The sequence below is a fragment of the Acidobacteriota bacterium genome, from assembly GCA_016716905.1.
Lineage (GTDB): Bacteria > Acidobacteriota > Vicinamibacteria > Vicinamibacterales > SCN-69-37 > SYFT01.
Map to the genome: position 1 here is coordinate 1101377 of JADJUS010000022.1, position 21998 is coordinate 1123374.

The 21998-nt window shown below is 64.3% G+C and carries 26 protein-coding genes; 10 read left to right on the top strand and 16 right to left on the bottom strand.

The genetic code is table 11. The features are described 5' to 3' along the window. Positions 1-68: 68 nt before the first annotated feature. Genes IPL75_20910 through IPL75_20920 form a run of 3 tightly spaced genes read right to left on the bottom strand, consistent with a single transcriptional unit; the run spans position 69 to position 3139 of the window. Complete coding sequence (locus tag IPL75_20910; protein MBK9242656.1) at positions 69-809, bottom strand: SDR family NAD(P)-dependent oxidoreductase; 741 nt, start codon at positions 807-809, stop codon at positions 69-71. Then, on the bottom strand, positions 806-2074 hold the full coding sequence (locus tag IPL75_20915) for an FAD-binding oxidoreductase (protein ID MBK9242657.1): 1269 nt from the start codon (positions 2072-2074) through the stop codon (positions 806-808). Before IPL75_20915 ends, IPL75_20910 begins: the two co-directional genes overlap by 4 nt. A 51-nt stretch (positions 2075-2125) precedes the next feature. Next, positions 2126-3139: a deoxyhypusine synthase family protein gene (locus IPL75_20920; GenBank protein MBK9242658.1), complete on the bottom strand. Its 1014-nt coding sequence runs from the start codon at positions 3137-3139 to the stop codon at positions 2126-2128. Between the two features lie 62 nt (positions 3140-3201). Here IPL75_20920 and IPL75_20925 point away from each other — a divergent pair, with 62 nt between their 5' ends. Continuing rightward, complete coding sequence (locus IPL75_20925) at positions 3202-3699, top strand: cation transporter (GenBank protein MBK9242659.1); 498 nt, start codon at positions 3202-3204, stop codon at positions 3697-3699. Then, entirely contained in the window at positions 3669-4085 is a 417-nt protein-coding gene (locus IPL75_20930) for a cation diffusion facilitator family transporter (GenBank protein ID MBK9242660.1), read from the top strand. The genes IPL75_20925 and IPL75_20930 overlap by 31 nt, the downstream gene beginning before the upstream one ends. Here the strand turns inward: IPL75_20930 and IPL75_20935 are convergent. After that, a complete protein-coding gene (locus IPL75_20935; GenBank protein MBK9242661.1) occupies positions 4024-5046 on the bottom strand; it encodes a folate-binding protein YgfZ in 1023 nt (340 codons plus the stop codon). The two genes, IPL75_20930 and IPL75_20935, sit on opposite strands and share 62 nt — an antisense overlap. Positions 5047-5544: 498 nt before the next feature. Next, positions 5545-5943: a hypothetical protein gene (locus tag IPL75_20940; GenBank protein ID MBK9242662.1), complete on the bottom strand. Its 399-nt coding sequence runs from the start codon at positions 5941-5943 to the stop codon at positions 5545-5547. 48 nt (positions 5944-5991) lie between these two features. Between IPL75_20940 and IPL75_20945 the strand changes: the two genes are divergently transcribed. After that, complete coding sequence (locus IPL75_20945; protein MBK9242663.1) at positions 5992-6528, top strand: alpha/beta fold hydrolase; 537 nt, start codon at positions 5992-5994, stop codon at positions 6526-6528. A gap of 228 nt (positions 6529-6756) precedes the next feature. Beyond that, positions 6757-7050: an FHA domain-containing protein gene (locus IPL75_20950; protein MBK9242664.1), complete on the top strand. Its 294-nt coding sequence runs from the start codon at positions 6757-6759 to the stop codon at positions 7048-7050. Between the two features lie 59 nt (positions 7051-7109). Here the strand turns inward: IPL75_20950 and IPL75_20955 are convergent, their stop codons facing one another. Further along, a complete protein-coding gene (locus tag IPL75_20955) occupies positions 7110-7823 on the bottom strand; it encodes an MBL fold metallo-hydrolase (GenBank protein ID MBK9242665.1) in 714 nt (237 codons plus the stop codon). A gap of 11 nt (positions 7824-7834) precedes the next feature. Between IPL75_20955 and IPL75_20960 the strand changes: the two genes are divergently transcribed. Together IPL75_20960 and IPL75_20965 are read left to right on the top strand one after the other, a co-directional pair. Next, positions 7835-8836 carry a pyridoxal-phosphate dependent enzyme gene (locus tag IPL75_20960; GenBank protein MBK9242666.1) on the top strand — a complete coding sequence of 334 codons (1002 nt, stop codon included), beginning with the start codon at positions 7835-7837 and terminating at the stop codon, positions 8834-8836. A gap of 18 nt (positions 8837-8854) precedes the next feature. After that, positions 8855-10069: an MFS transporter gene (locus IPL75_20965; protein MBK9242667.1), complete on the top strand. Its 1215-nt coding sequence runs from the start codon at positions 8855-8857 to the stop codon at positions 10067-10069. Between the two features lie 113 nt (positions 10070-10182). Here IPL75_20965 and IPL75_20970 read toward each other — a convergent pair whose 3' ends face one another. Next, the gene (locus IPL75_20970; protein ID MBK9242668.1) at positions 10183-10893 is read right to left on the bottom strand and encodes an SDR family oxidoreductase; all 711 of its coding nucleotides are present in this window, start codon (positions 10891-10893) and stop codon (positions 10183-10185) included. A 9-nt stretch (positions 10894-10902) separates the two neighbouring features. Here IPL75_20970 and IPL75_20975 point away from each other — a divergent pair, with 9 nt between their 5' ends. Next, on the top strand, positions 10903-11364 hold the full coding sequence (locus tag IPL75_20975) for an SRPBCC family protein (GenBank protein MBK9242669.1): 462 nt from the start codon (positions 10903-10905) through the stop codon (positions 11362-11364). A 67-nt stretch (positions 11365-11431) separates the two neighbouring features. Here IPL75_20975 and IPL75_20980 read toward each other — a convergent pair whose 3' ends face one another. Further along, positions 11432-11908 (bottom strand): protease complex subunit PrcB family protein, encoded by a 477-nt coding sequence (locus IPL75_20980; GenBank protein MBK9242670.1) that lies wholly within the window; start codon positions 11906-11908, stop codon positions 11432-11434. A gap of 615 nt (positions 11909-12523) precedes the next feature. Next, positions 12524-13291 carry a hypothetical protein gene (locus tag IPL75_20985; GenBank protein MBK9242671.1) on the bottom strand — a complete coding sequence of 256 codons (768 nt, stop codon included), beginning with the start codon at positions 13289-13291 and terminating at the stop codon, positions 12524-12526. Positions 13292-13402: 111 nt separating this feature from the next. On the opposite strand from IPL75_20985, the gene IPL75_20990 reads away from it, so the two are divergent. Next, positions 13403-14737, top strand: a complete 1335-nt coding sequence (locus tag IPL75_20990) for a hypothetical protein (protein ID MBK9242672.1) — start codon at positions 13403-13405, stop codon at positions 14735-14737. On the opposite strand, the gene IPL75_20995 is transcribed toward IPL75_20990, so the two are convergent. From IPL75_20995 to IPL75_21005, 3 genes are read right to left on the bottom strand one after another with little or no spacing between them, the layout of a single operon-like run. Then, positions 14734-15303 (bottom strand): MOSC domain-containing protein, encoded by a 570-nt coding sequence (locus tag IPL75_20995; protein ID MBK9242673.1) that lies wholly within the window; start codon positions 15301-15303, stop codon positions 14734-14736. The genes IPL75_20990 and IPL75_20995 overlap by 4 nt on opposite strands. 8 nt (positions 15304-15311) lie before the next feature. Then, positions 15312-15737 (bottom strand): GNAT family N-acetyltransferase, encoded by a 426-nt coding sequence (locus IPL75_21000; protein ID MBK9242674.1) that lies wholly within the window; start codon positions 15735-15737, stop codon positions 15312-15314. After that, positions 15734-16462: a sulfite exporter TauE/SafE family protein gene (locus IPL75_21005; GenBank protein ID MBK9242675.1), complete on the bottom strand. Its 729-nt coding sequence runs from the start codon at positions 16460-16462 to the stop codon at positions 15734-15736. The genes IPL75_21000 and IPL75_21005 overlap by 4 nt, the downstream gene beginning before the upstream one ends. A 94-nt stretch (positions 16463-16556) precedes the next feature. On the opposite strand from IPL75_21005, the gene IPL75_21010 reads away from it, so the two are divergent. Continuing rightward, the gene (locus IPL75_21010; protein ID MBK9242676.1) at positions 16557-17399 is read left to right on the top strand and encodes a hypothetical protein; all 843 of its coding nucleotides are present in this window, start codon (positions 16557-16559) and stop codon (positions 17397-17399) included. Here the strand turns inward: IPL75_21010 and lipB are convergent. The 4 genes from lipB to IPL75_21030 form a co-directional block, all read right to left on the bottom strand. After that, positions 17374-18042, bottom strand: coding sequence for a lipoyl(octanoyl) transferase LipB (gene lipB / locus IPL75_21015; protein ID MBK9242677.1), 669 nt, complete (start codon positions 18040-18042; stop codon positions 17374-17376). The two genes, IPL75_21010 and lipB, sit on opposite strands and share 26 nt — an antisense overlap. 94 nt (positions 18043-18136) lie before the next feature. Further along, on the bottom strand, positions 18137-19474 hold the full coding sequence (locus tag IPL75_21020; GenBank protein ID MBK9242678.1) for a 2-oxo acid dehydrogenase subunit E2: 1338 nt from the start codon (positions 19472-19474) through the stop codon (positions 18137-18139). A gap of 113 nt (positions 19475-19587) precedes the next feature. After that, entirely contained in the window at positions 19588-21018 is a 1431-nt protein-coding gene (lpdA, locus tag IPL75_21025; protein ID MBK9242679.1) for a dihydrolipoyl dehydrogenase, read from the bottom strand. 97 nt (positions 21019-21115) lie between these two features. Continuing rightward, a complete protein-coding gene (locus IPL75_21030) occupies positions 21116-21415 on the bottom strand; it encodes an HU family DNA-binding protein (protein MBK9242680.1) in 300 nt (99 codons plus the stop codon). Positions 21416-21558: 143 nt separating this feature from the next. On the opposite strand from IPL75_21030, the gene queF reads away from it, so the two are divergent. Beyond that, the gene (gene queF / locus IPL75_21035) at positions 21559-21897 is read left to right on the top strand and encodes an NADPH-dependent 7-cyano-7-deazaguanine reductase QueF (GenBank protein MBK9242681.1); all 339 of its coding nucleotides are present in this window, start codon (positions 21559-21561) and stop codon (positions 21895-21897) included. Positions 21898-21998 lie beyond the last annotated feature (101 nt).

Here is a 21998-nt window from a genome sequence, read left to right on the forward strand (position 1 = left end):
ACCTCAGAGGTCGTTTTCGGGGGCGAGTTTTCCACAGATCGACACCCGTCCCCCTCTGTGGATCCCCCTCAGAACCCGATCTTGCGCATCACAAATCGTGGCAGGTGCTTGATTACGAGCATCACCAGGCGCCAGATGCCCGGAGTGTAAATGAGCGGGCGCTTGCGGTCCATGGCCGAGACAATGTCGCGGGCAACGCCGTCCGGCTCACCCGCAAATGGCGGCGCCTTGAGATTCGCCGTCATGGCGGTCTTCACAAAGCCGGGCTTCACGCACAACACCCAGAGTCCGGCCTCACGGAATTTGTGGTCAAGCGCCTCGAGATAGGTGGAGACACCAGCCTTGCTCGCACCATAGATCGCCACTGGCTTGCGCCCGCGGTCGCCGGCCACCGAAGACACCACGGTCAGCCATCCTCCGCCGCGTGTGAGCAGCCGTTTCCTGACGTGTTCGCAGAACGTCACCGTGTTGGCGAAATTCACCGTCGTCAACCGCCGCGTGAGTTCGACGTCGGCTTCCAGTTCGGCTTGCGTCGCGAACATCGCGGCGGTGACGATGACCGCGTCGAAGTTGCCGAGGGCGACATCGGCAGCGTCGAGTGCAGCGGAAAATCCCGAAGGAGATTCCATGTCGCACAGCGCCCACTGGACGCGTGCCTGCTGTGGATGCCGCGCCGTGAGGTCCGCCGCACTGCGTACGAGGCTCGACTCGTCGCGGCCCAGCAGGAACACGGCATCACCACGTGCGGCCAGTCTCTGGGCTACCGCGCGGCCAATGCCCGCCGTTCCGCCAAATACCACTGCCTTCATGCCTTGTCTCCAAACAGCCTGCGCGACTGCGCGCTGCGCAACCGCCCGGCGGGATCCCATTTGGCCCTGAGCGCCTGAAACCGCGGGAGGCGCGGCTCCATTGCCCGAAAGTGCTCGGCCGTCGTGAAGCGGTCCTTCGTCAAATAGACGCGGCCCCCCACCGAGATGATGAACTCGTTCAGCCCATTCACCACGCGCTGAATATCGGCTGACACGGGCATATCCACCGCAATCGACGTCCCTTCCATGGGGAACGACAACACGCCGCGGCCTTCAGGCCCGCAGTCCTTGATGACGCAAAGCGGCGACGCCGCACCGAGCGTCGTCAGCCGTTCCATGAACTCGCGCACCGCCGCTGGTCCGGCCGCGCGCGGCACCACGCACTGATACTGCGTGAATCCACGTGGGCCGTACGCGCGATTCCATTCGAGGATGGCGTCAAGCGGGAAGAAGAATCGATCGGGCGCCATTGTGCCAGAGGCACGATTGCGGACGTGGCCCCAGAAGATGCCGGCATTAAAGAGACCGGTGGTGGTGCGATTAAGTGCCCAGTTGGGCAGTTCCACCGGCATGGTGATCTCAAGGGGCGAACCGGGAGGCTCTGCAGGAGCTTCCTCAGCCGTGGCCCATCGGCCGGCCATCAACAGCCCGCGGCCCATGCCCTTGCCGCGTTTCACGCAGTCGATCCAGCCCATCGTCATGGGCCATTGCGGAGCCGCGGTCGCAATACTTTCGAGAAAGGCCTGGATATCGGGAACACGCTCGCGCTCCATCCAGATCCACCGCGATGGAATGCGGTGCATGGCGAACTCCACCTCCAGGATGTGCCCAAGCAGACCCATCCCGCCAACGACGCCGTCGAACAAGTCGGCGTCTGACTCGCGGGAACACTCCACAATCCGATCGTCGGCAAGCCGCACGCGAAGCGCACGCACGTGGGCGCCGAAACACCCTTCGCGATGGTGATTCTTGCCGTGCACGTCACTGGCCACCATCCCGCCAAGCGTCACGAACTTCGTACCCGGCACCACGGGTGGGAACCATCCGCGGGGCAACATGAGCCGCACCAAATCGACGAGCGTAAGCCCCGCCTCGGCACGAAGCACGCCTGTGCCGGTGTCGAATGCAAGGATGCGATTCGCAAAGCGGGAATTGGCTATTCGATCGGACGCGTTTGCCGGCAGCGACGAGTCGCCGTAGGAACGGCCGAGCCCGCGCGACAACACCGCGCCGCGAGTGAGCGTCTCGAAGTCTTCATCGAGCAACTCGCGCCCGGGTCTCAGGCAACCGGCCCCAGCCGGTGAGAGTGTCCATCACTATCGAACGGCAGACTCCATCAGCGCCCGGGCCTCGGCCGGGTGCCGCTTGCACTCGAGCAGCGCGCTCAGCATCAAAGGCACCACGATCGTGGCGTCAGACTCGATGACAAACATCGGTGTGTCTTCGGTCAGTTTGTCCCAGGTGATTTTTTCATTGGGTGTGGCACCCGAATACGACCCGTAGGACGTGGTGGAATCCGAGATCTGGCAGAAGTACGCCCAGGGCTTGGCCTCACTTTCCATGTCGTACTTCAGCGAGGGCACCACGCAGATCGGAAAGTCGCCCGCGATTCCTCCACCAATCTGGAAGAACCCGACGCCGGCACCTTCAGACAACGCGCCGTATTGATCGTAGAACGCGCCCATGTACTCGATACCCGACTTCGCGATGCTCGCGTTGCAGTCGCCGACCTTCACATGCGCAGCGAAGATATTGCCGAACGTCGAGTCTTCGTATCCGGGCACGACGATGGGCAGATTGGCCTTGGCCGCAGCAAGCAGCCACGACTCCTCTGGGTTGCCCTCGTACAGGTCTTCGCCAATCGTCAGCACGAGCTCGTAGAAGTACTCGTGCCAGAAGCGACGGTCGCCCTTCTCGCTGGCGCGCTTCCACATCGGCACCACGAACTTTTCCACAGCACGGAACGCTTCATCCTCCGGAATGCTCGTGTCGGTGACGCGACGCATACGTTCATTGAGGATCCGGGTGTCGTCCTGCTTCGTGAAATAGCGGTACTCCGGAAAATCCTTGTAGCTGTCGTGGGCCACAAGGCGGAACAACGACTCTTCGAGGTTCGCGCCGGTCACTGAAAGACCGTGCACGAGCCCTTCCCGAATCGCCGGGGCCAGCGTGATGCCCAACTGGGCCGAAGACATCGCGCCGGCCATGGCCCAGAACATCCGGCCGCCGTTGTCGACATGGGTCCAATACGCAATCAAGGCATCGCGCGTGGCCCGGGAGTTGAAGTTCTTGTAGTTCTTGAGCACGAACTCGAGGATGGGGGTCGACATAAAACACCCGAGGGTAGCACCAAGCGGAAAGGGCCGTTGCAATCCGGGGGCACAATACAAGGATGAGCGCGGTTGAGGAGTCGTACCGGACGGCACGCCGCGTCGCTCGTCTGGGAATCGGCGTCAGCGCGTTCCTGGCGCTCAGCAACATCATTGTCGGTCTCTGGGCGCATTCCACATCCGTGCTGGCGATGGGATTCGAATTCGCCGGGGATGTGCTGGCCTCGAGCATTGTCGTCATCGGCATGGGCGTGGCGGCCCGGCCGGCCGACGATGACCATCCGTATGGGCATGGGCGTTTTGAAACGTTGTCGGCCTTCCTGGTGGGCGTGATCCTCGCAGCCGGCGGCGTGATGATTTGTTACCAGTCGCTTCAGGCCATCGGCGCCAGCCATGTACCCCGGGTCGGAGCGCAGTTGTGGCGCTGCTGGTTGCCATCGTTCTTCGTGCTGTCATGTCTTCATGGAAGTTCAGGGTCGGACGCAAGATCCGGAGTTCGGCCCTGGTCGCAGACGCCTGGAACGATGCCGTGGACATCCTGTCGGCCGTGGCGGCTCTGACGGCCGTTGGCCTGGCGATGTACGACCCGGGCCGGTTCCTTGTGGCCGATCACTATGGCGGATTCGTCGTCGGCATCGTGGTGGTCATCACCGGCCTGCGGGTGGTGAAGGGTGCGTCCAGCGAGCTTGTGGACACGATGCCGCCCCAGGAACTGACGGCTGAAGTGATCGCGGTGGCCAAGACGGTGCCTGGTGTGCAAGGCGTCGACAAGATGTTTGCGCGCAAGACCGGACTGCAATATCACATCGACTTGCATATCGAGGTGGACCCGTTGATGACGGTGGCGGCGTCACACGCCGTTGGCGGGCACGTGCGAGCCACCCTCAAGCGGGATTTGCCGTGGGTGGCGGATGTGCTGGTTCACGTTGAACCGTCCAGCGACTGAGCGACGAGCCCACAGTCACGTGGCGCCCACCCTCGGCGCTGTCGCGATGCACGTAGCCGAGCGCCACCACCCGACCGGTGGCTGGTCCAGGCGCTGCACTCGTCACTGCCCCAACCTCGCGGCCCTGATCGAACACCGGAGTGCCGGCATCGGGAACATCCGTCACGTCCGGGTCCGCCAGAAGTTGGACCAGGAGCTTTGCCACGCGTCCACCGCCACGGTGCAGGATGCGAATGATGACCTCCTGGCCTACGTAACAGCCCTTGGTGGTGCTGATGGCGCGGTCGAGAAGGCCGGCCTCAAGCGGGATCGTGTCCGTTGTCATGTCGACACCGAATAGTGGATGCCCGGCCTCGATCCTGAGAGCGTCGAAGATGGTGCCCTGCCCCGCCGTACCGGCGGGTTGCACGTCAACGGCGCCTGCGGCAGTCACTGCGGCCACAGCCGAGTCCCATCGAAGCGTGGGCATCCAGATTTCAAAGTTCGGGAGCGTCACGTCTTCTGTACGGATGACCGTAAGGCCGTCATGCGCGACATGGTCGAGAATCGAGAGTTCCGCAATTCGGGCAGCAGGAATGCCGGTGGCATCGGCCACCACCTGCGCCGCGCGGCCGCCGAATACGCTGAGAGCGCGTGTGTCGCCGGTGTCGTCAACCACCGCGACCTTCTCGGCGAAGATCAGGTGATCGAAGCGGACGGCCAGGCTTGAGGCAAGGCCCGCCGGGACCTCGGCGAGGACACCCTCGGCGACACGTAACAGGCGCATGTCGGTGACCATTCGCCCCTGCGCCGTGAGCCAGGCGGCGTAAACGCCCCGGCCAACAGGCAGGCTTGCGACGTCATTAGTAACTAGAGCGTGCAGGAATGATGCCGCGTCCGGGCCATCGAATCGCAGACGGCCTCGAGCGCTGACGTCGAGCCATCCGGCGCCTGTCGCGATGGTGCGATACTGGGGAGTCATGAAGCAGTGGTTCAGGCATCTTAGCGTTGGGCTTGTGGCGTTCACAATGTGGAGCGCCGTGCCGGCCCGACAATCCGTGGAGGCCGGACAAGAAGACCAGACCGGCGGGGCCGAGTTCACAGTGTTTCTGCGCGGCCAGCGCATCGGCTCGGAGGAAGTCACGGTCACGCGGCCTTCAGGCGGCTGGGTGGTGACCGCCACGGGGCGCACCGGACCGCCTCTTGAATTCAGCTTTGACAAGTTCGTGGCGCGCTACGGCGCCGACTGGCAGACGCAGTCGCTTGAAGTCTCGGGCCAGATGCGCGGCCAGGGCCTGTTGCTGAATACGTCATTCAGCGGCGGAACGGCCACGTCGGACGTGGTGCAGGCGGGCAAACAGGCGCGGCTCTCACACAAGGTGTCGTCGGACACGATTGCGCTGCCAAACAACTTCTACGGCGCCTACGAAGTGCTGGCGCTGCGGTTGCACACGGCGCAACCGGGTTCGACCTTTCCGATTTATGTAGCGCCCCAGGCCGAGGTGCAGGCCACGGTGACGAAGATCACGCAGCGCCGGATGGAGACGTCGACCACGAAATACGAACTGCGGCAGTTCGACGTGTCGTTCCAGAATCCAGGCGGCGCACTGCAGGTGGAAGTCTGGGTGGACTCACGCGGACGGCTGGCCAGATTGGCCATTCCTGTGGCCTCGCTGGCCGTGGTGCGTGACGACCTGTCGGGTGTGATGTCGCGGCTTGATTCGTTCAGCCATCCGCGCGACGAAGCGGCGTTCATCCCCGCCAACGGCTTCAGCCTGGCGGCGTCGTTTACGAAACCCGAAGGCGTCGCCAAACCGCCAGTCGTGATTCTCGTGTCGGGTTCCGGCCCGCAGGACCGCGACGAAACCGTGTTCGGCATTCCCATCCTCGGCCAGGGGCGGGGCGATTGTCGGATGCCGGGTTCTTCGTGGTGCGTTACGACAAACGCGGCGTGGGCCAGAGCGGCGGTCGTATTGAGAGCACCTCGATCGAAGCGTATGCCGAGGACCTGCGCGGAGTGGTCAACTGGGTTCGCAAGCGCAAGGACGTGGATACCGATCGGGTGGCGGTGGTCGGACACTCAGAAGGCGGAAGCGTGGCGCTGCTGGTGGGCAGTCAGATGCGCGGACAGGTTCGCGCGCTGGGGTTGCTTGCGGCGCCGGGACAAACCGGGCGCGAGATCACACTCATGCAGCAGCGCCGTGCGCTGGACAAACTGCAGGAACCTGAAAGTGCGAAACAAGAGAAGATCGCGCTGCAGAACAAGATCATGGACGCTGTCATTTCCGGCACGGGCTGGCAATCGGTGCCGCCGGAACTTCGACGACAGTCAGACACGGCGTGGTTCCGGAGTTGGCTGCTGTTTGATCCCGCCCAGGTGGTGCGACGGACCAATCAGCCGATCCTGCTGCTGCAGGGGCTCGCTCGACACGCAGGTGCCGCCCGATCAGGCAGACAAACTTGAGGCGCTGGCAAACGCCCGGCGCGCAGGTCCTCGGCCGTCGCTCGCAAGGTGGTGGTGCCGGGTGTGAATCCCCTTCTGGTGCCCGCCCGAACGGGCGAAGTTGAGGAATATTCGTCGTTACCGGTCAGAACCGTGTCGCCGGAAATCACCGACGCGCTGATCTCGTGGCTGAAAGAGGTCCTGCCAGTAAAGCGCTAGATTCCAAGTTTCGTTCTACACTCTAGCGCCATGGCTGGCTGGATTCTCCAAAGTAACGACGAAACGCCGCGACTGCTGCGGCTCACCCCTGGCACCGCGCGCACGATCGGCCGAGGCGCCCACGCAGACTTTGTGTTCGAGGCGCCACTCGTTTCCCGGGTGCACTGCCGCCTCACGGCCGACGCGTCCGGACAACTGGTGATGGAAGACCTCGGCAGCACCAACGGCACATCCGTCAACGGCACTCCGACGGCCCGCGCCGTCCTCCGCCCCGACGACGTCCTCGGTGTCGGCCGCGTGTCATTTACGGTGACAGAGGGCTGATAAGGGGACGGGTGTCGATCTGTGGAAAACTCGCGCCCGAAAACGACCTCTGAGGTCGTTTATTTTCCCCCTCTGAAAAAATAAACGACCTCAGAGGTCGTTTTTGCCTGCGGAGTTTTCCACAGATCGACACCCGTCCCCCTATTGCAGAAACGGATTGTGGCGCCGTTCCTCCCCAATCGTCGTGTCGGGGCCGTGGCCCGAGTGCACGAGCGTCGTGTCTGGATAAATGAAAAGCTCGCTGCGGATTGACGCGAGCAGCGTGTCCAAATCACCGCCGGGCAGGTCCGTCCGGCCGATCGACCCCGCAAACAGCGTGTCGCCCACAAACAGCTCCCGGCCGTCCTGGCCGGCCTTGCTAATCGCCAGGCACACACCTCCCGGGCAGTGCCGCGGGTGTGTCTGATGTCCACCACGTAGTCGCCAAAGGCCAGCGATTCGCCTTCCACGTAAAAGCGGTCAGGTTTGGGCTGTGGGTTCACATGCAACCCGAACATCCGTCCCTGCTCGGCCGCCCGCTCATAGAGGAACAGGTCGTCGCTGTGCAACCACACCGGCACGCCCAGCGCGGTCTTCGCGGCACCGACGCCGGTGACGTGGTCAAGATGCGCATGCGTGAGCAAAATCATCGTGACCGACACCGCCTCCCGCTTCACCACCGCCAGCTGCTCTGCCACGTCGTCGCCAGGGTCGATGACGATGGCCTGGCGGGTGCGTTCGCAGGCCACAACGTAGCCGTTTTTGTAGAAGGGGGGCGCCGAGGTTGTCCACACATGCATAATCGATGACCGATGTCCCATTATCCCGGAGTCCGCGTTCCCACACGAGCCGATGTCGAGGCGGCGGCTCGGCGCCTGGCGGGCATCCGCATGAGCGGGCGGGCCGCGTCTGCCGAACGCCGATGCTCAAGTCGGCGTGGCTGTCGGAGCGGGCGAAGGCGGACGTGTGGCTCAAGATCGAATCTGTTCAGCCGGGCGCGTCGTTCAAGATTCGTGGCGCGCTCAACGCACTGCAGGTGCTTCACTCCGAGCGACCGGATGTCACAACGGTCGTGACTGCGTCGGCGGGCAATCATGGCACGGCAATGGCCATTGCGGCGCGGCACTTTGGGTTGCGCCTCCGCGTGCATCTCTCCGTCAGTGCACCGGATGCCAAGCGCACGGCTCTGCTGGCACAAGGCGCCGAGTTAGTGGAGGCCGCTAATTATGACGAGGCCGAGGCGGGGGCTCGCGCGGACGCGGCCGGGAGCGGTGCACCCTACATTTCGCCCTACAACCACCCTGATGTGATCGCGGGTGCGGGCACCGTCGCACTTGAAATGCTTGAGGATGAACCAGCGCTTACGGCCATCGTTGTGCCGCTTGGCGGCGGAGGCCTGCTGGCGGGGGCTGCGCTCGTCGCACGCGGTCACAGCAGCGACGTTCGGGTGATCGGCGCCGAGGCCGAGAGGTCGCCCGTTTTCACTGCGGCGCTCGCGACCGGTGAGATCACGACGGTCACAGTGGAACCCACTCTGGCCGACGGCCTTGCAGGCAACCTTGAGCCGGCAAGCCAGACGTTTGATCTTGTGCGCGATCTGGTGGATGCCGTGGCGCTCGTTGCCGAGTCGTCGATCGAGACGGCGATGCGAAGCCTGATCTACCGCGAGCGGCTGGTGTCTGAAGGCGCGGGAGCCACGGCGGTTGCGGCGCTGCTGCAGGGCGGCCTCGACCTCGGCGCCGGTCCCGTCGGCGTCATGCTGACGGGCCGGAACGTGGATGAAGCCGTGCTCAGGCGGATTCTTTAGCATGCGCCGGCGGCCACCATGCGCGCGCTGATCGCTCTCATTCGAGAGAATCGCAATTTCCGCCTGCTGTGGTTCGGACAAATCGTCAGCCAACTCGGCGACTGGTTCAACGTTGTCGCCCTCTACGCACTGCTGTTTGAACTGACGGGATCGGCTACGGCCGTGGCCGGCATGATGGTGATGCAGCTGCTGCCGGTCGCGATTGTCGGGCCCGTGTCCGGGGTGATCGTGGACCGCTTCGATCGGCGCCGGATCATGATTGCCGCCGACATCATCAGAGGAGCGGCCGTGCTCGGCCTGATCCTGGTCCGGTCTTCCGACACTGTGTGGCTCGCGTATGTCGTGACGGGCGTGATGGTGGCGTGTTCGGGTTTCTTCGAGCCGGCGCGCTCGGCCACCGTGCCGTCGATCGTGCCGCGCGAGCAGCTCGTAGCCGCCAACGCCATCTCGACGGGTACGTGGTCGGCGATGCTGGCGATCGGCGCGTCGCTCGGCGGCGGCGTCACGGTGGTACTGGGCCGCGACGCGGCATTTGTCATCAATGCGCTGTCATTTTTCACATCGGCCGTGTTCCTGTGGCGCATGCGTGTGCCCGCGAGGGACGCGGCTCAGCGCGCAGCGATGGGCCTTCAAGGAGTTCTGGATGGCCTCTCCTACATGCGGCGGCATAGCGACGTGGCACGAATCGCGCTGATCAAGGGCGGATGGGCCATTGTCGGTGGCGCACTCCTGCTTCTCACGGTGTTCGGCGACCGGATCTTTCGCATCGGCGACTCGAGCGACGCGGGCATCGGCATTCTTTTCGCTGCGCGAGGCATTGGCGCGTTTGCCGGCTCGCTCATCATCAGTCTCATTGCGGCGAGGAAGGGCAATCTGGTCCGCCTGATTGCTCCCGCCTATTTCGTGGCGGGCGCCTGTTACACAGCGCTGGCGATTGTGCCGACGATCTGGTTCGCTGCGGCAGTAGTGATCGCCGCGCATGTGTTCGGGTCGATGTTATGGGTGGCGAGCAACGTCCTGCTGCAGATGCGGGTGCCCGATCAGTTTCGCGGCCGCGTCTTCTCGGCTGAACTCATCGTGATGGCCCTGGTGCAGTCGGCGGTGGCCTACTCGACGGCCGTGGCGCTCGACCTGTGGCACGTCGATCCCCGGTTGCTGGCCGCCCTCGTCGGCCTGGGCCTCTGGGTGCCCGCAGTCATCTGGGCGCTCGCCCCACAACCTTCCCATCGCTAGGGGGACGGGTCTGTTTTCCACAGAAACGCGCGAAATGGGGACAGGCCTCGGGGTGCCTTACGACGAGGCCTGTCCCCATTTCCAGCGTTTCTGTGGAAAACAGACCCGTCCCCCTATTGGGTCCTGGCCGGGCGAATCTCGACCTTGCTGGGCAGACTGCGCGAGGGATGGCGCAGCAGGTCCATCACCACCTCGGCAATATCGGCAGGTGTGAGTTTCCACGACTCGTCTTCGTGTTTCCCCGACGGACCTGAGAAGTCGGTGGCCACCGAGCCAGGCATCACCACGCTCACGCGAATGTTGTCGTTCCTGACCTCGAGCATCAGCGCCTCACTGAACGCCACCAGGCCGGCTTTCGAGGCGCAGTACGCCGACGCATTCGCGAAGTAGTTGCGGCCGGCGAGGCTCGCAATGTTGATGATCCATCCGCCGCGGGCTTGCCTCAACGCGGGGATCGCGGCTCTGGAACAGTAAAACACCCCCGTCAGGTTCGTCTCAATAACACGCGCCCAGTCATCGTCGGTCGTCTGCTCCACTGCGGTGAAGAGGCCGACGCCGGCGTTATTGATGAGCGTGTTCAGTGACCCGAACCTGCTGACGGCTTCAGCAACCATCGCGTCAACCGCCGCGCGATCACGCACATCCACCGCCCGGCCGATCACGCGACTGCTGTCACCCGCGCCGGCTCCCAACTTCTCCACGGCGGCGGCCACGCTTGCGGCATCCCGGCCAGTGATCATCACTTTGCCGCCCGCCTTGAGCAACGCTTCTGCGATGCCGTATCCGATGCCCTTGGTTCCGCCGGTCACGATTGCAGTGTGCATAGGTCTACCATGGCAGGTGTGCCGACCTTTGTGAAGAGCAGCCTGATCGACGCACCTGTGTCAGCGGTGTTCGCCTTTCATGAGCGGGAGGACGCGCTGCCCCTGCTTTCTCCCGCGTTTCCGCCGGTGCGGGTCATCAGTCGCAGCGGAGGAATCCGAACCGGTGCGCGTGTGGTCATCAAGATCGGCCCGATGACCTGGACGGCGCACCACACCGCGTTCGAACAGGACCGGCTCTTCGTGGATGAGCTGGTGACCGGCCCCTTCACCTCGTGGGTCCATCGCCACGAGTTCATGGAGGAGGGAGGACGGTGCCGGCTGACCGATCGCGTGACGTTCGCGCTGCCGGGAGGCGGCGTGGTGAACGCGCTCTTTGGCTGGACGGTCAAGGTCGGGTTGCGCCAGATGTTCAATCATCGCCACGTGGTGACGCGCCTGCACTGCGAACGCCAGGTGTTTGACGCCCGCTGACCGCATCCGGGCCAGGCGCCCTGAAGGTACGCCCTACATCCGACACCGCACGGAAGGCGAAAACGTACTAGCAGGGCCGTACGACGGCTTCTTCGACGAAACTGATGCGGTCGCGCCGCGGCATCTTGACCACGTCGGCGGGAGTGGTGATGACCGGGGTGGTCACGCAACCGGCCAGCGGCGAGTACGAGCGCACCGTCACCGTGGCGGCATCGCGTGTGGCAACAGCCGCCTCGATGGCGATGAAGTGCAGAGCCGGCTTCTGACCGGCCGCCGCGATGAGGACGACGTCACTGGTGAAGTCCACCACGGGGAGTGCAGGCACATAGATGGTGCGCAGCCAGATCGTGGCCCACGCCGCCTCCCAGTCCGCCTGTGTCCGGATGACGAGGCGACGCGGCGTATCGTAGCCGCTGAATCCGGGTTGCGTGATGCCCGTCAGGAGGAGCGGCTCCGGCGTGTCGGGGGCGGACGGGGAGTCACACGCCGCCAGCGCCACCAGGACTGCAGCGGCGCCGGCCCGCATCATCGAGGGGCATCGCATGATCTGATGGTAACGCCAACGACCCAGGCCGGCGCGTTCGCTGTGGTGTTGGCGCTGGCGTGCCTGATGCCGGTGTGCCAGCGCAGTTACTTCGAGAGCTCCAGGCGCACGGTCTCCTGAAGGAAGTTCGACAGCGGGCTGGAATAGCCCGTGTCAACCAACCCGCCTCTGCACCCCGAGCACGAGATGTTGAAGGTGGGAATCGTGATGCGCGTGCGGCGCTGGAAACGGTTCGCCTGCCATGGCGCCCGTGGAATTCCCTCGCACTGAGCAACCGGTGGCTGGGGCCTCGCCGGCGTTCTGGTTGAACGACACGAAAACGGCATAGCCCTGCCCATCGTTCCCGGAAGTGGCGCCACGGGCGGTGACCGTGACAGTCGCTGCGCCATTGGTCAGGGTCATCGGCCCCCGTGAGCCCGCCGGCGCTGGTCGTCACGTCCCACCGTAGCGAAAGGGTTCCCAGGCTCCCCGGCCGCGTCAACGTCCCCGTCCACACGCCGGCGGTCGGGCTGGTGCCGCCGGGGCCGGTCGGCGACGTGGGGCTGGAGCCCTCGCCGCCGCGGCAGCTCACGGACACAAGGCACGCGAGTAGCAAACACCGCGCGAAGAATTTGTTCACTGGCATCGGCTTGTACTCCCGGAAGCGGGGTTCCCGGTGTTGCTGCTTCCACTGAACGCGCCGCCCTGAATCGTGCCGGTGACACTCACGGTTGCCCCAACGGACTTTCCGGCCGTCGCGGTACCTGTCAGGGAGACCGCCGTGCCTGTCACCTGCCCCGCGAGTATTCCGACGGTATCAGGATCATCGGCGCTGATGATGAACGCACCGGACACGGCGCCGGACTGGTCGGACACGGCAAGGTTGAACACGCCGGTGACGACACCGGTGTCCGGCGGGGCGCCGAACACGTTGCCGCAATACACCGTCACCGTGCCGCCGGCAGTGCTGCGGCTTGAGAACGCGCCCGCCGCACCGCCCGGGCCGGTATAACTACCGCCGATGGTCGCACCGGCCGCCGCGCCGGTGAACGTATAACCGCCACCGCTCAGGCTGATCGCGCGCGTCGTTGTGTCGTAAGTGCCGGTCAGTTGTGTTGTGGCGCCTCCGGCGGGGCGGAAGCTGCCCGTCGCCGAGACGCTCGATTGCGCGTGGAGCGTGGCGACAAATGGCCACCGGAAGAACCGTGCAGACACAGCCGCGACCTGCGCCTGCACTGTGACCGTCAAGGTTCCGGTCTGGTTGTTCGCGCCGGCAATCGTGCCCTGGAAGGTGGTCGTAACCGGGGTGGGTGTCGTCGGCGTGGAACCGGAAGAATTGCCGCCGCAACTGGCCGCTAGAACCCAGGCACTGACCAGAAACGACCATTTTGTCGACATCCTCATGAAACCTCCTCTTGACTGCGTTACCGAGGGTGCAGCGTCGCTCAGCGGCCCGGACGAGCTCAACAAGCAAATGTGCGCATTAGCGCTCTTTTCGGAGAAGATGGGCCAACCATGGGTGCTGAATCCGCGGAAAGGCGGCTGGATTCCTGGAAGGCCGTTGCGGCGTACCTGGATCGCGACATCGCGACCGTTCGCCGCTGGGAAAAATCCCTCGGCCTGCCGGTGCGGCGGGTCAGTGGCTCCGGCCGGGGACATTCGGTCTTCGCCTTTACCGATGAGATCGACGAGTGGCTCAAGACCTCGTCCATGCTCGTTGTGCCGGACGCGGCGAGCCCTCCCCTGTCGCCGGTCACCGCAGGGCCGATGCCGCCCGAACGGGCCGGAGCGGCGAGCGTGGGGTGGCGTAGCCTGGTGGCCGGTGCCGCGCTGATCATCGCTGCGATTAGCGCGCCATGGGGCGTCGGCACACGCGCGATGGATGTGCGCGATCTGCGATTCAAGACATCGCCTGGCGGCGTCACGGCCCTCGATCGCGATGGACGGGAGCGATGGCACCATGCGTTTCCGCCGAGCGAGATGAGCGTCCTGCTCGACAGGGACGAACCGCTTCGCGTGGCTTCGGACGGCGACCCTGCCGTGTTTATCGCCACGTCGATGGCCAAGACTGGCGACGACACGGGCAAAGGCGGGCTCCTGACCTGGCTGGACGCGGTGAACGGCCGCGTCAGGCGATTGTTTTCCTTCGATGATGAGGTACGCGTCCAGGGTCGCAGTTACGGCGCGCCCTGGGTGATCACGAGTTATTCGATTGACAGCACCGCTAATTCGCGCCGGATTGCTGTTGCAGGCCACCATTGGACCTGGGACCCAGGGCTGGTGACGGTGCTCGATGAGAATTGGAACCGGCGGGGCACATTCGTCCACGCCGGCTGGATAGAAATTGTCCGCTGGCTCGGGTCCGATCGACTGCTGGTCGGCGGCTATTCGAATCCGCACGAAGGCGGCATGGTGGCCCTCCTCGACCCGTCCAAACTCGATGGTCAGGGCCCCGAGCCGCCCGGCACCCCGTCACATTGCGAGAGCTGCGGTCCGGTGGCTGCGCTGCGCATGGCCGTCATGCCGCGGACTGAAGTGAACCTCGCCACAAAATCCCGCTTCAACCGGGCTGTGGTGGAACTCACGCCGGACCGGATCATTGTCAGCACGGCGGAGACCGAGGCGCCTGACGATGGGATTCACGGCGCGATCGGCGCCATCTACGAATTCTCACGGTCGCTGGATCTGCTCAGCGCGAAATTCAACGACCAATATTGGGCCGTGCATCGGACGCTTGAGGAACAAGGCCGGCTCGATCACACGCGCGAGCAGTGCCCCGATCGCAACGGCCCGCGCCACATCCGGGCCTGGGAGCCCGCAACCGGGTGGCGGACTCAACCGACGCGCTAGAGCGGATTCAATTTACGAACAACGTCGCCGGTTCGAACTCGTCCAGGCCGAATCACCTTCGCGTTCACGCCGCGCAGGCCCAGGAGCCGGCCCTCAGGCGAGTTGACGAACTTCAGCGCGTCAACGCCGAAGCGCGCGGCGAACTTATCGCACCCCCTGTGGGGCTGCGGGGTGATCTCTATGGTCGCATTGCCGATCGACAGGCGGGTGCCCGGCGGCACGTTAGCCTGGCTCAAATCGAGATCAACGAAGAGTTGATCGCCGGCGAGTGGCCACCGCTTGATCCTTCCGGCGATCGCTTCGATCACGCGGACATTCATCAGGTTGAGCTGCATGTCCGGGTGCGGCGACCCGTCGGGCGTGCGTGAACTGCTCCGCCTGTTCCACGTGTCGCCGGCCAGTCCCTCCGCCAGATTCAGCTCACCTTCAGGAAGCACTTCGCGCGCGTCAACCTGGGGCCGCCGGACGATCAACGCAAGCGTGCCCTCGATCTTGGGTGACTGCTGAATGTGCGGCAGTTGTCGCGACAGGGTTTCAAGGGTCTGTGGTTCCGGGTAGTCGGTGATGGCACAGGTCACGACGAGGCGCTCGTGGGAAAGGGGTCTGTTGCCGCGAGGATCCACGCCTGCGGATGGTGCGTGAAGCCGATGCGCGGGTAGTAGTCAACGGCGGCTGGAGCCGCGAGCAGGATCAACTTCGACTTCGGCCCCATGGCGGCGCGCGTCCTTTCGATGAGGCCGATGCCGATGCCCTGGCGCTGCCACCGTTCGTGCACCGCGAGGTCCGACAGATAGCCGACGTAGACGAAGTCGGTCAACGTGCGGGAGATGCCGACGAGTGCATCGCCGTCCCACGCCGTCACCACAAGGTTGGCGTTCTGCATCATCGCTTCAAGGGTACCGGGATCATCAATCGGCCGCCGTGCACCAAGCGTGGATGCTTCATACAACGCTTTCACGACGCCTACGGGAATGTTGTTGCCAACGCGATATGTGATCATGAAAACACCAGTTTCGCACCTGCGATGAGCAGTACAAGCCCGAGCAACCGCCGGAACGCGGGCGTGCCGATCCGGCGGCTGCCGAGTTCCGCCCCAATCAGCCCGCCGACAAACGCTGCACAGCCCCAAAGCGGCAACTGTGGAGGCAGGTTGCCCAGACTCGCCGGATTGCCCGCGAGTCCCGCAACGGAGTTCACCAGAATGAAAGCCGCCGAGACGCCGCCCGTCTCACGGATTTGCGCCCAGCCCATGAACAGCAGGAGTGGACTCAGGAAAATTCCTCCGCCGGTGCCCGTCAGCCCGGCGAGCAGGCCGATAGCCGATCCGGACAATACCGCCACCACCTTCGGTGGCGCATGGGTTGCGACCAGGCGGATATCCAGCCACAAGCGCAGCGCGGCGGTCCAAAGCACGAGTCCCACCAGAGTGCGGTACCAGTGGCCCGGCAATGTGATGGCGCCACCAATGTAGGCCAGCGGGATCGAGCCGAGGGCGAACGGCCAGAACAATTGCCACGAGAAGAATCCCGCGCGGGAGAACCGAATCGTCGCGATAGACGCAACAAGCAGATTAAGCACCAGGGCTGTGGGCCGCATCATCGGCGTCGCCATCCCGACGAACGCCATCGCCGCCAGATAGCCGGACGCGCCGGCATGGCCGACTGACGAATAGAGCACCGCCGCCACAAAGAACGCTATGGCGAGCCATGTGGTTGAGTGTTCCAGCACGCGGCTATTCTAGCGGGTGCTCCTGTGCTTTGTGCTGGGTGCTGGGGTGCTGGGGTGCTGGGGTGCTGCTGGCGGCTAGAATAGAGGCGCGATGCCGACTGTTGCCATCCTCGGAGCCGGACCGATCGGCGCGAGTATTGCGCAGACACTTGCGCGCCGCGCTCGCGTGCGGGATATCTGCCTGATCGATGCTGCGGCTTCCGTGGCTGCCGGCAAGGCGCTCGACATCAGGCAATCCGGCCCGGTTGAGGGCTACGACACTCGTGTCTCTGGTGAGGGCGACGTGCTTGCCGCCGCCGGTGCCAGCATCATCGTCATCACCGACAGCCATGAATCTGGTGAATGGGAAGGTGATCGCGGGCTGGCGCTGGTGCGCCAGCTTGTGAACGCCGGCGCGACGGCGCCGTTTGTGTTCGCCGGCCCCAAACAGACATGGCTGATGGAAGCAGTTGCTCGGGAACTTGGCGTGCCCGCCGACCGCATCATTGGCACGGCGGCCGCCGCGCTTGCGGGTGCCGCGCGCGCACTGGTGGCCCTCGAAGTAAACGGGTCCGGCGCGGACGTGTCCCTTGTTGTGGCCGGACGTCCGCCCGCGTTTGTCATCGCGTGGTCCAGCGCCACCATCGGCGGCACCCTCATCACCGACCGTGTGCCTGCTCATCGGCTGGTGGCGATTTCACAGCAGGTCAGAGGCCTGTGGCCGACGGGTCCCTACGCGATTGCCGCAGCGACCGCGCCCGTTGTGGAGGGCCTCCTCTCTGGCACCCGCGCACAGATTCCGGCGGTGACGATCGTTGACCAGGAGTTTGGTGTCCGCAGCGGCGCTGCCCTGCTCCCCGTATCGCTGGGCAACGGCCGTGTGCTGGCACATCACAGCCCCTCGTTCAGTCCCCAGGAGCGCGTGGAGTTCATGAACGCGTTGACGCGCGGGTAAAGGCGACGTCGAACGCCCGCGTTATCGCGTCCTCGATCTCGGGCATTGGCACGAGACGGCCCAGTTCCGTTTCCACCGACGTCACGCCACGATCCGCGATGCCGCAGGGAACGATGAGCTGAAAGTGGCGCAGGTCGGTGGCCACGTTGAGCGCAAAACCGTGACTCGTAATCCAGCGGCTGATTCGAACGCCGATGGCGGCGATCTTCCGCTCCTGTCCCTCAGGCCCCACCCACACTCCGGACAGGCCTTTCACGCGTACACCCTCGATGCTGAACTCTCGAAGCGCGAGGATCAACACTTCTTCCAGATCGCGCACGTACTTGTGCACGTCGCACCGATCGGGTTTCAGGTCGAAGATGGGATACCCGACGAGCTGCCCGGGGCCGTGATACGTCACGTCTCCGCCGCGGCCTGTCTCGTGAACCGTCACGCCCTGACGCCTGAGTTCCTCATCTGACGCAACGATGTGCTTGGGACCAAGGCGCGTCTTCACGCCGAGGGTAATCACGGGCGGATGTTCGAGCAGCAGCAACGTGTCGCCGATGCGCCCCGCGCGCCGGTCTTCAACCAACACCGCCTGCAGATCGAGGCCGGCCTGGTAGTCGACACGGCCGAGGCGGCGGACGGAGATGTCAGTCATTGGCAATTGGCGCAGCGCAATTCTCGGCCTTGAGGAGCAGGCCGAGCTACGTTGGACCCCGGACCCTAGACCCTGGACCCTGGACCTCTGGACCCTAGACCCATCCCTCGTCGAAGTTCTGAAGCCGCTCTTTGAGCGCCTGCAGGAAACGGCCGGCGTCTGCGCCATCAATCAGGCGGTGGTCGTAGCCCAGCGTCAAGTAACACATCGGGCGAATGGCGATCATGTCGTCGATTACGACGACGCGCTTGTCCACACTGCCCACTCCGAGAATGGCCACCTGGGGCTGGCTGATGATCGGCAAGCCGAACACCGCACCGAAGATGCCCGGGTTGGTGATCGTGAATGTGCCGCCCTGCACCTCGTCTGCCTTCAGTTGCTTGGTGCGCGCGCGGCCTGACAGGTCCTGGATCGCGCGGCAAATGCCGAGCATGTTCCGTTCGTCGGCGTTCTTGATCACCGGCACGATCAGTCCCTGATCGAGCGCCACGGCAATACCGAGGTTGATGTCGCGCTTGTAGATGATGTTCTCGCCATCGATCGACGCATTGGAGAACGGGAACTGCCGGATGGTGTCTACCGTGGCCTTGGCGATGAAGGCCGTGTAGGTCAACTTCGCCCCGGCCGCTTCGTATTCGGCCTTCTTCTTCAGGCGAATCTCGTCGATGCGGCCGAAGTCCACCTCGTACGCCGAGTACACGTGTGGCGACGTGCGAAGGCTCGACACCATGTGCTCGCCGATCTTCTTGCGCATGATGCCCATCGGTTCGATGCGCACGTTCTCCCCAGGGGCGAACGGAGACTTCGCTGCCGGAGCCTGTGCCTGAGCGGCCGGCATCGACGTCGGCGCTGCCTTTGCCGTCACTGGCGCAACGTCCACAACTGCGGGTGCGGCCATCGTGGCCGCTCCACTCTCGACGAAGTCGAGGATGTCCTTCTTCGTCACACGGCCCGAAATGCCGGAACCATTGAGCTGCCGGATGTCGATGCCGTGTTCTTTCGCGATGTTCCGCACAACGGGCGACGACTTCGTACGCAGACGGGCTTCGAGTTCGTTCGCGTACTCGACGGGCGCAACCACCGCCGCGGGCGCCGCGGCCACAGGTGCTGCGGCCGCAACTGCGGCTGGCGCGCTGGCGCCGTTCGGGGCGACGGCTGCGGCTACCGGCGCAGGCGCCGCTGCGGCCTTCTCGCCTGCCGCGCCAATCCGCGCCACGACGCTGTTGACCGGCACGGTCTCGCCTTCCTTGACCATGATCTCGAGCAGCACGCCGGCGCCGGGCGACGGAATCTCGGCATCCACCTTGTCGGTGGAGATCTCAAACAGCGGCTCATCGCGATCGATCGCGTCGCCGACCTTCTTGATCCAGCGGACGATGGTGCCTTCCGCAATCGATTCGCCCATCTGGGGCATTACTACTTCAGTTGCCATTCTCTTCCCCTTGATCTCGGCCTTGAGGAACAGGCCGAGCTACGTTTCAATTCACTGCCAGGCCGCGCTACGTTCACCGGAGACCCTGGGACTCCGGGACCCCAGGACCCCGACTACGAATGTATCGCCGCTCCGTGGACCGCGTGTGCGGCCTCGCCCACCGCTTCGGACATGGTGGGATGCGCGTGAATGGTGCGGATAAGTTCTTCCACCGTGCACTCAAGCCGCAGCGCCACTCCGGCTTCGGCCACCAGTTCGGTGGCCCGTGGGCCAATCATGTGCACACCCAGGATCTCGTCGTATTTCTTCTCGGCCACGATCTTCACGAAGCCTTCGGTCTCGTTCGCAATCTTCGCGCGCCCAAGCACGCCGAAGGGGAAGACGCCGACGCGCACATCGAACCCGCGCGCGATGGCTTCCTGCTCGGTCAGGCCGATGCTGCCGATCTCGGGATCGCAGTAGGTGCAGCCGGGCACCTGATCGTAGTTGAGGGGCTTCACCTCCATGCCCGCCAGGCGCTCGGCCAGCAGGATGCCCTCCGCCGACGACAGGTGCGCCAACTGGGGATGGGCGCCATTGCCCATCGTGATGACATCACCCACCGCCGAAATGCCCGGCACGTTCGTGCGGAACAGTGAATCAACCTTGATGTAGCCGCGTTCCATCTCAAGGCCCAGCTCTTCGGCGCCCAGGCCATCGGTCACTGGACCACGGCCCGTGGCCACCAGCAGCTTCGACACCGTGATCGTCTCTGTCTTGCCGTCGGCGCCCTGCATGTCGATGGTCACGTTGCCGTCTTTGACCATCGCGCCGGTCACCTTGGTCGCCGTCTTCACGGCGATACCGCGTTTCTTGAACGCCTTCTCAAGCTCCGCCGACACGGCTTCGTCTTCGTTGGGCACCAATCGCGGCAGCAATTCGATCACGGTGACGGCGCTCCCGAACCGACGGTAAATCGACGCAAACTCCACGCCCACCGCGCCGCTCCCCATGATGGCCAGGGAGGCAGGCACTTCGTTCAGTGCAATCGCGTGATCGCTCGTGATGATGTGGTTGTGATCAATGTCGATCCCGGGAACGCTGCGCGCGTACGACCCGGTGGCGACGATGATCTCTTTGGCGTGCAGAGTTTGCGGGGCGGCTTCTGGCGAGGTGACGTTGACCTGACCGCCACCGGCCAGCCGCGCACTGCCTTTGATCCAGTCGATTTTGTTTTTCTTGAAGAGAAACTCAATGCCCTTGGTGAGACCCGTGACCACCTTGATGCGGCGCGCGTTCACGCGAGCCATATCGATGGAGGGTTTCACGTCGCCCAGCACGATGCCCCACTCCTTCGCGTCCTGCGCAATCTTCAGGGCGTGGGCGTTTTCGAGTAAGGCCTTTGTTGGAATGCAGCCCCAGTTGAGGCAAGTGCCGCCCAGGGTGGGCTGACGCTCGACCACGGCGGTCTTGAGGCCCAGCTGCGATGCGCGAATGGCGGCCACATACCCGCCCGTGCCCGCGCCAATGACCACTACGTCGTATTCGTGTACCACAGCTGTCACGTTAACAAAAAAAGACACCCGTGGGCCAGCGTGACGCCAGACCACGGGTGTCAAACTTGTCGGCCGGAAGCGGCGGCCGTGCGAGCGAGTGCGAAGCCTACTTGCGCGGAAGGACGGCGTCCTTCAGCTGCTTGGCGATTCGGGCCTTGACCACGGTCTTGGCCGGAATCTTGATCGTCTCACCGGTGGCCGGGTTGCGCCCGTCTCGCGCCAGGCGATGCTGCACGACCAGCTTGCACATGCCGGGAACCGAAAACTCGCCTGTCCGCTTGAGTTCCTTCTCGGACAACACCAGCAACTCGTCAAAAAGGTCTCGCACCACAGTGCGCTTCAAGTCGAACTTGTCAGCGAAGTGAGCGAACAACTCCATCTTCCCCATGCGCCTGGCGTCTGCCATCGGTGTCTCCATTCCTGAATCGTCCGTCAATTCGGTTGCGTGCTCGCGTGTGGCGGCCGGTATCGTAGCCCCGCCCCCCCGGTCAGTGTCAATCCTGACTCGCCACGTCCCGGGTCCCACGTCCTGCCATCTACAATATCAGCATGGCCGCACCGCTCGACACATTCCCGAACCCCCGCCCCGACCGCGACTACGATATCGACATCCGGTGCCCGGAGTTCACCTCCATGTGCCCGAAGACGGGCCTGCCCGACTTTGGCGAGATCCGCATCCAGTACATACCGGACCAGACCTGCCTGGAACTCAAGGCCCTGAAGTACTACCTGCTCGACTATCGCAACCAGGGCATCTTCTACGAGGCGGCCACCAACAAGATCCTGGACGACCTGGTGCAGGCCTGCCAGCCCAGGCGTATGACCGTGACCGGCGCGTTCACCGCGCGCGGCGGCATCACCACCACAGTGGTGGCCACGCACCCGTAGCCTATTGGCGCGGCTCTAAGCCACGCCCTCCAAGAAGTGGCCCTTCCCTTGCTTTCCTAGAGGCGCGCAGGCGCCACGTAGCCCGTGCCAACGGGTCAAAG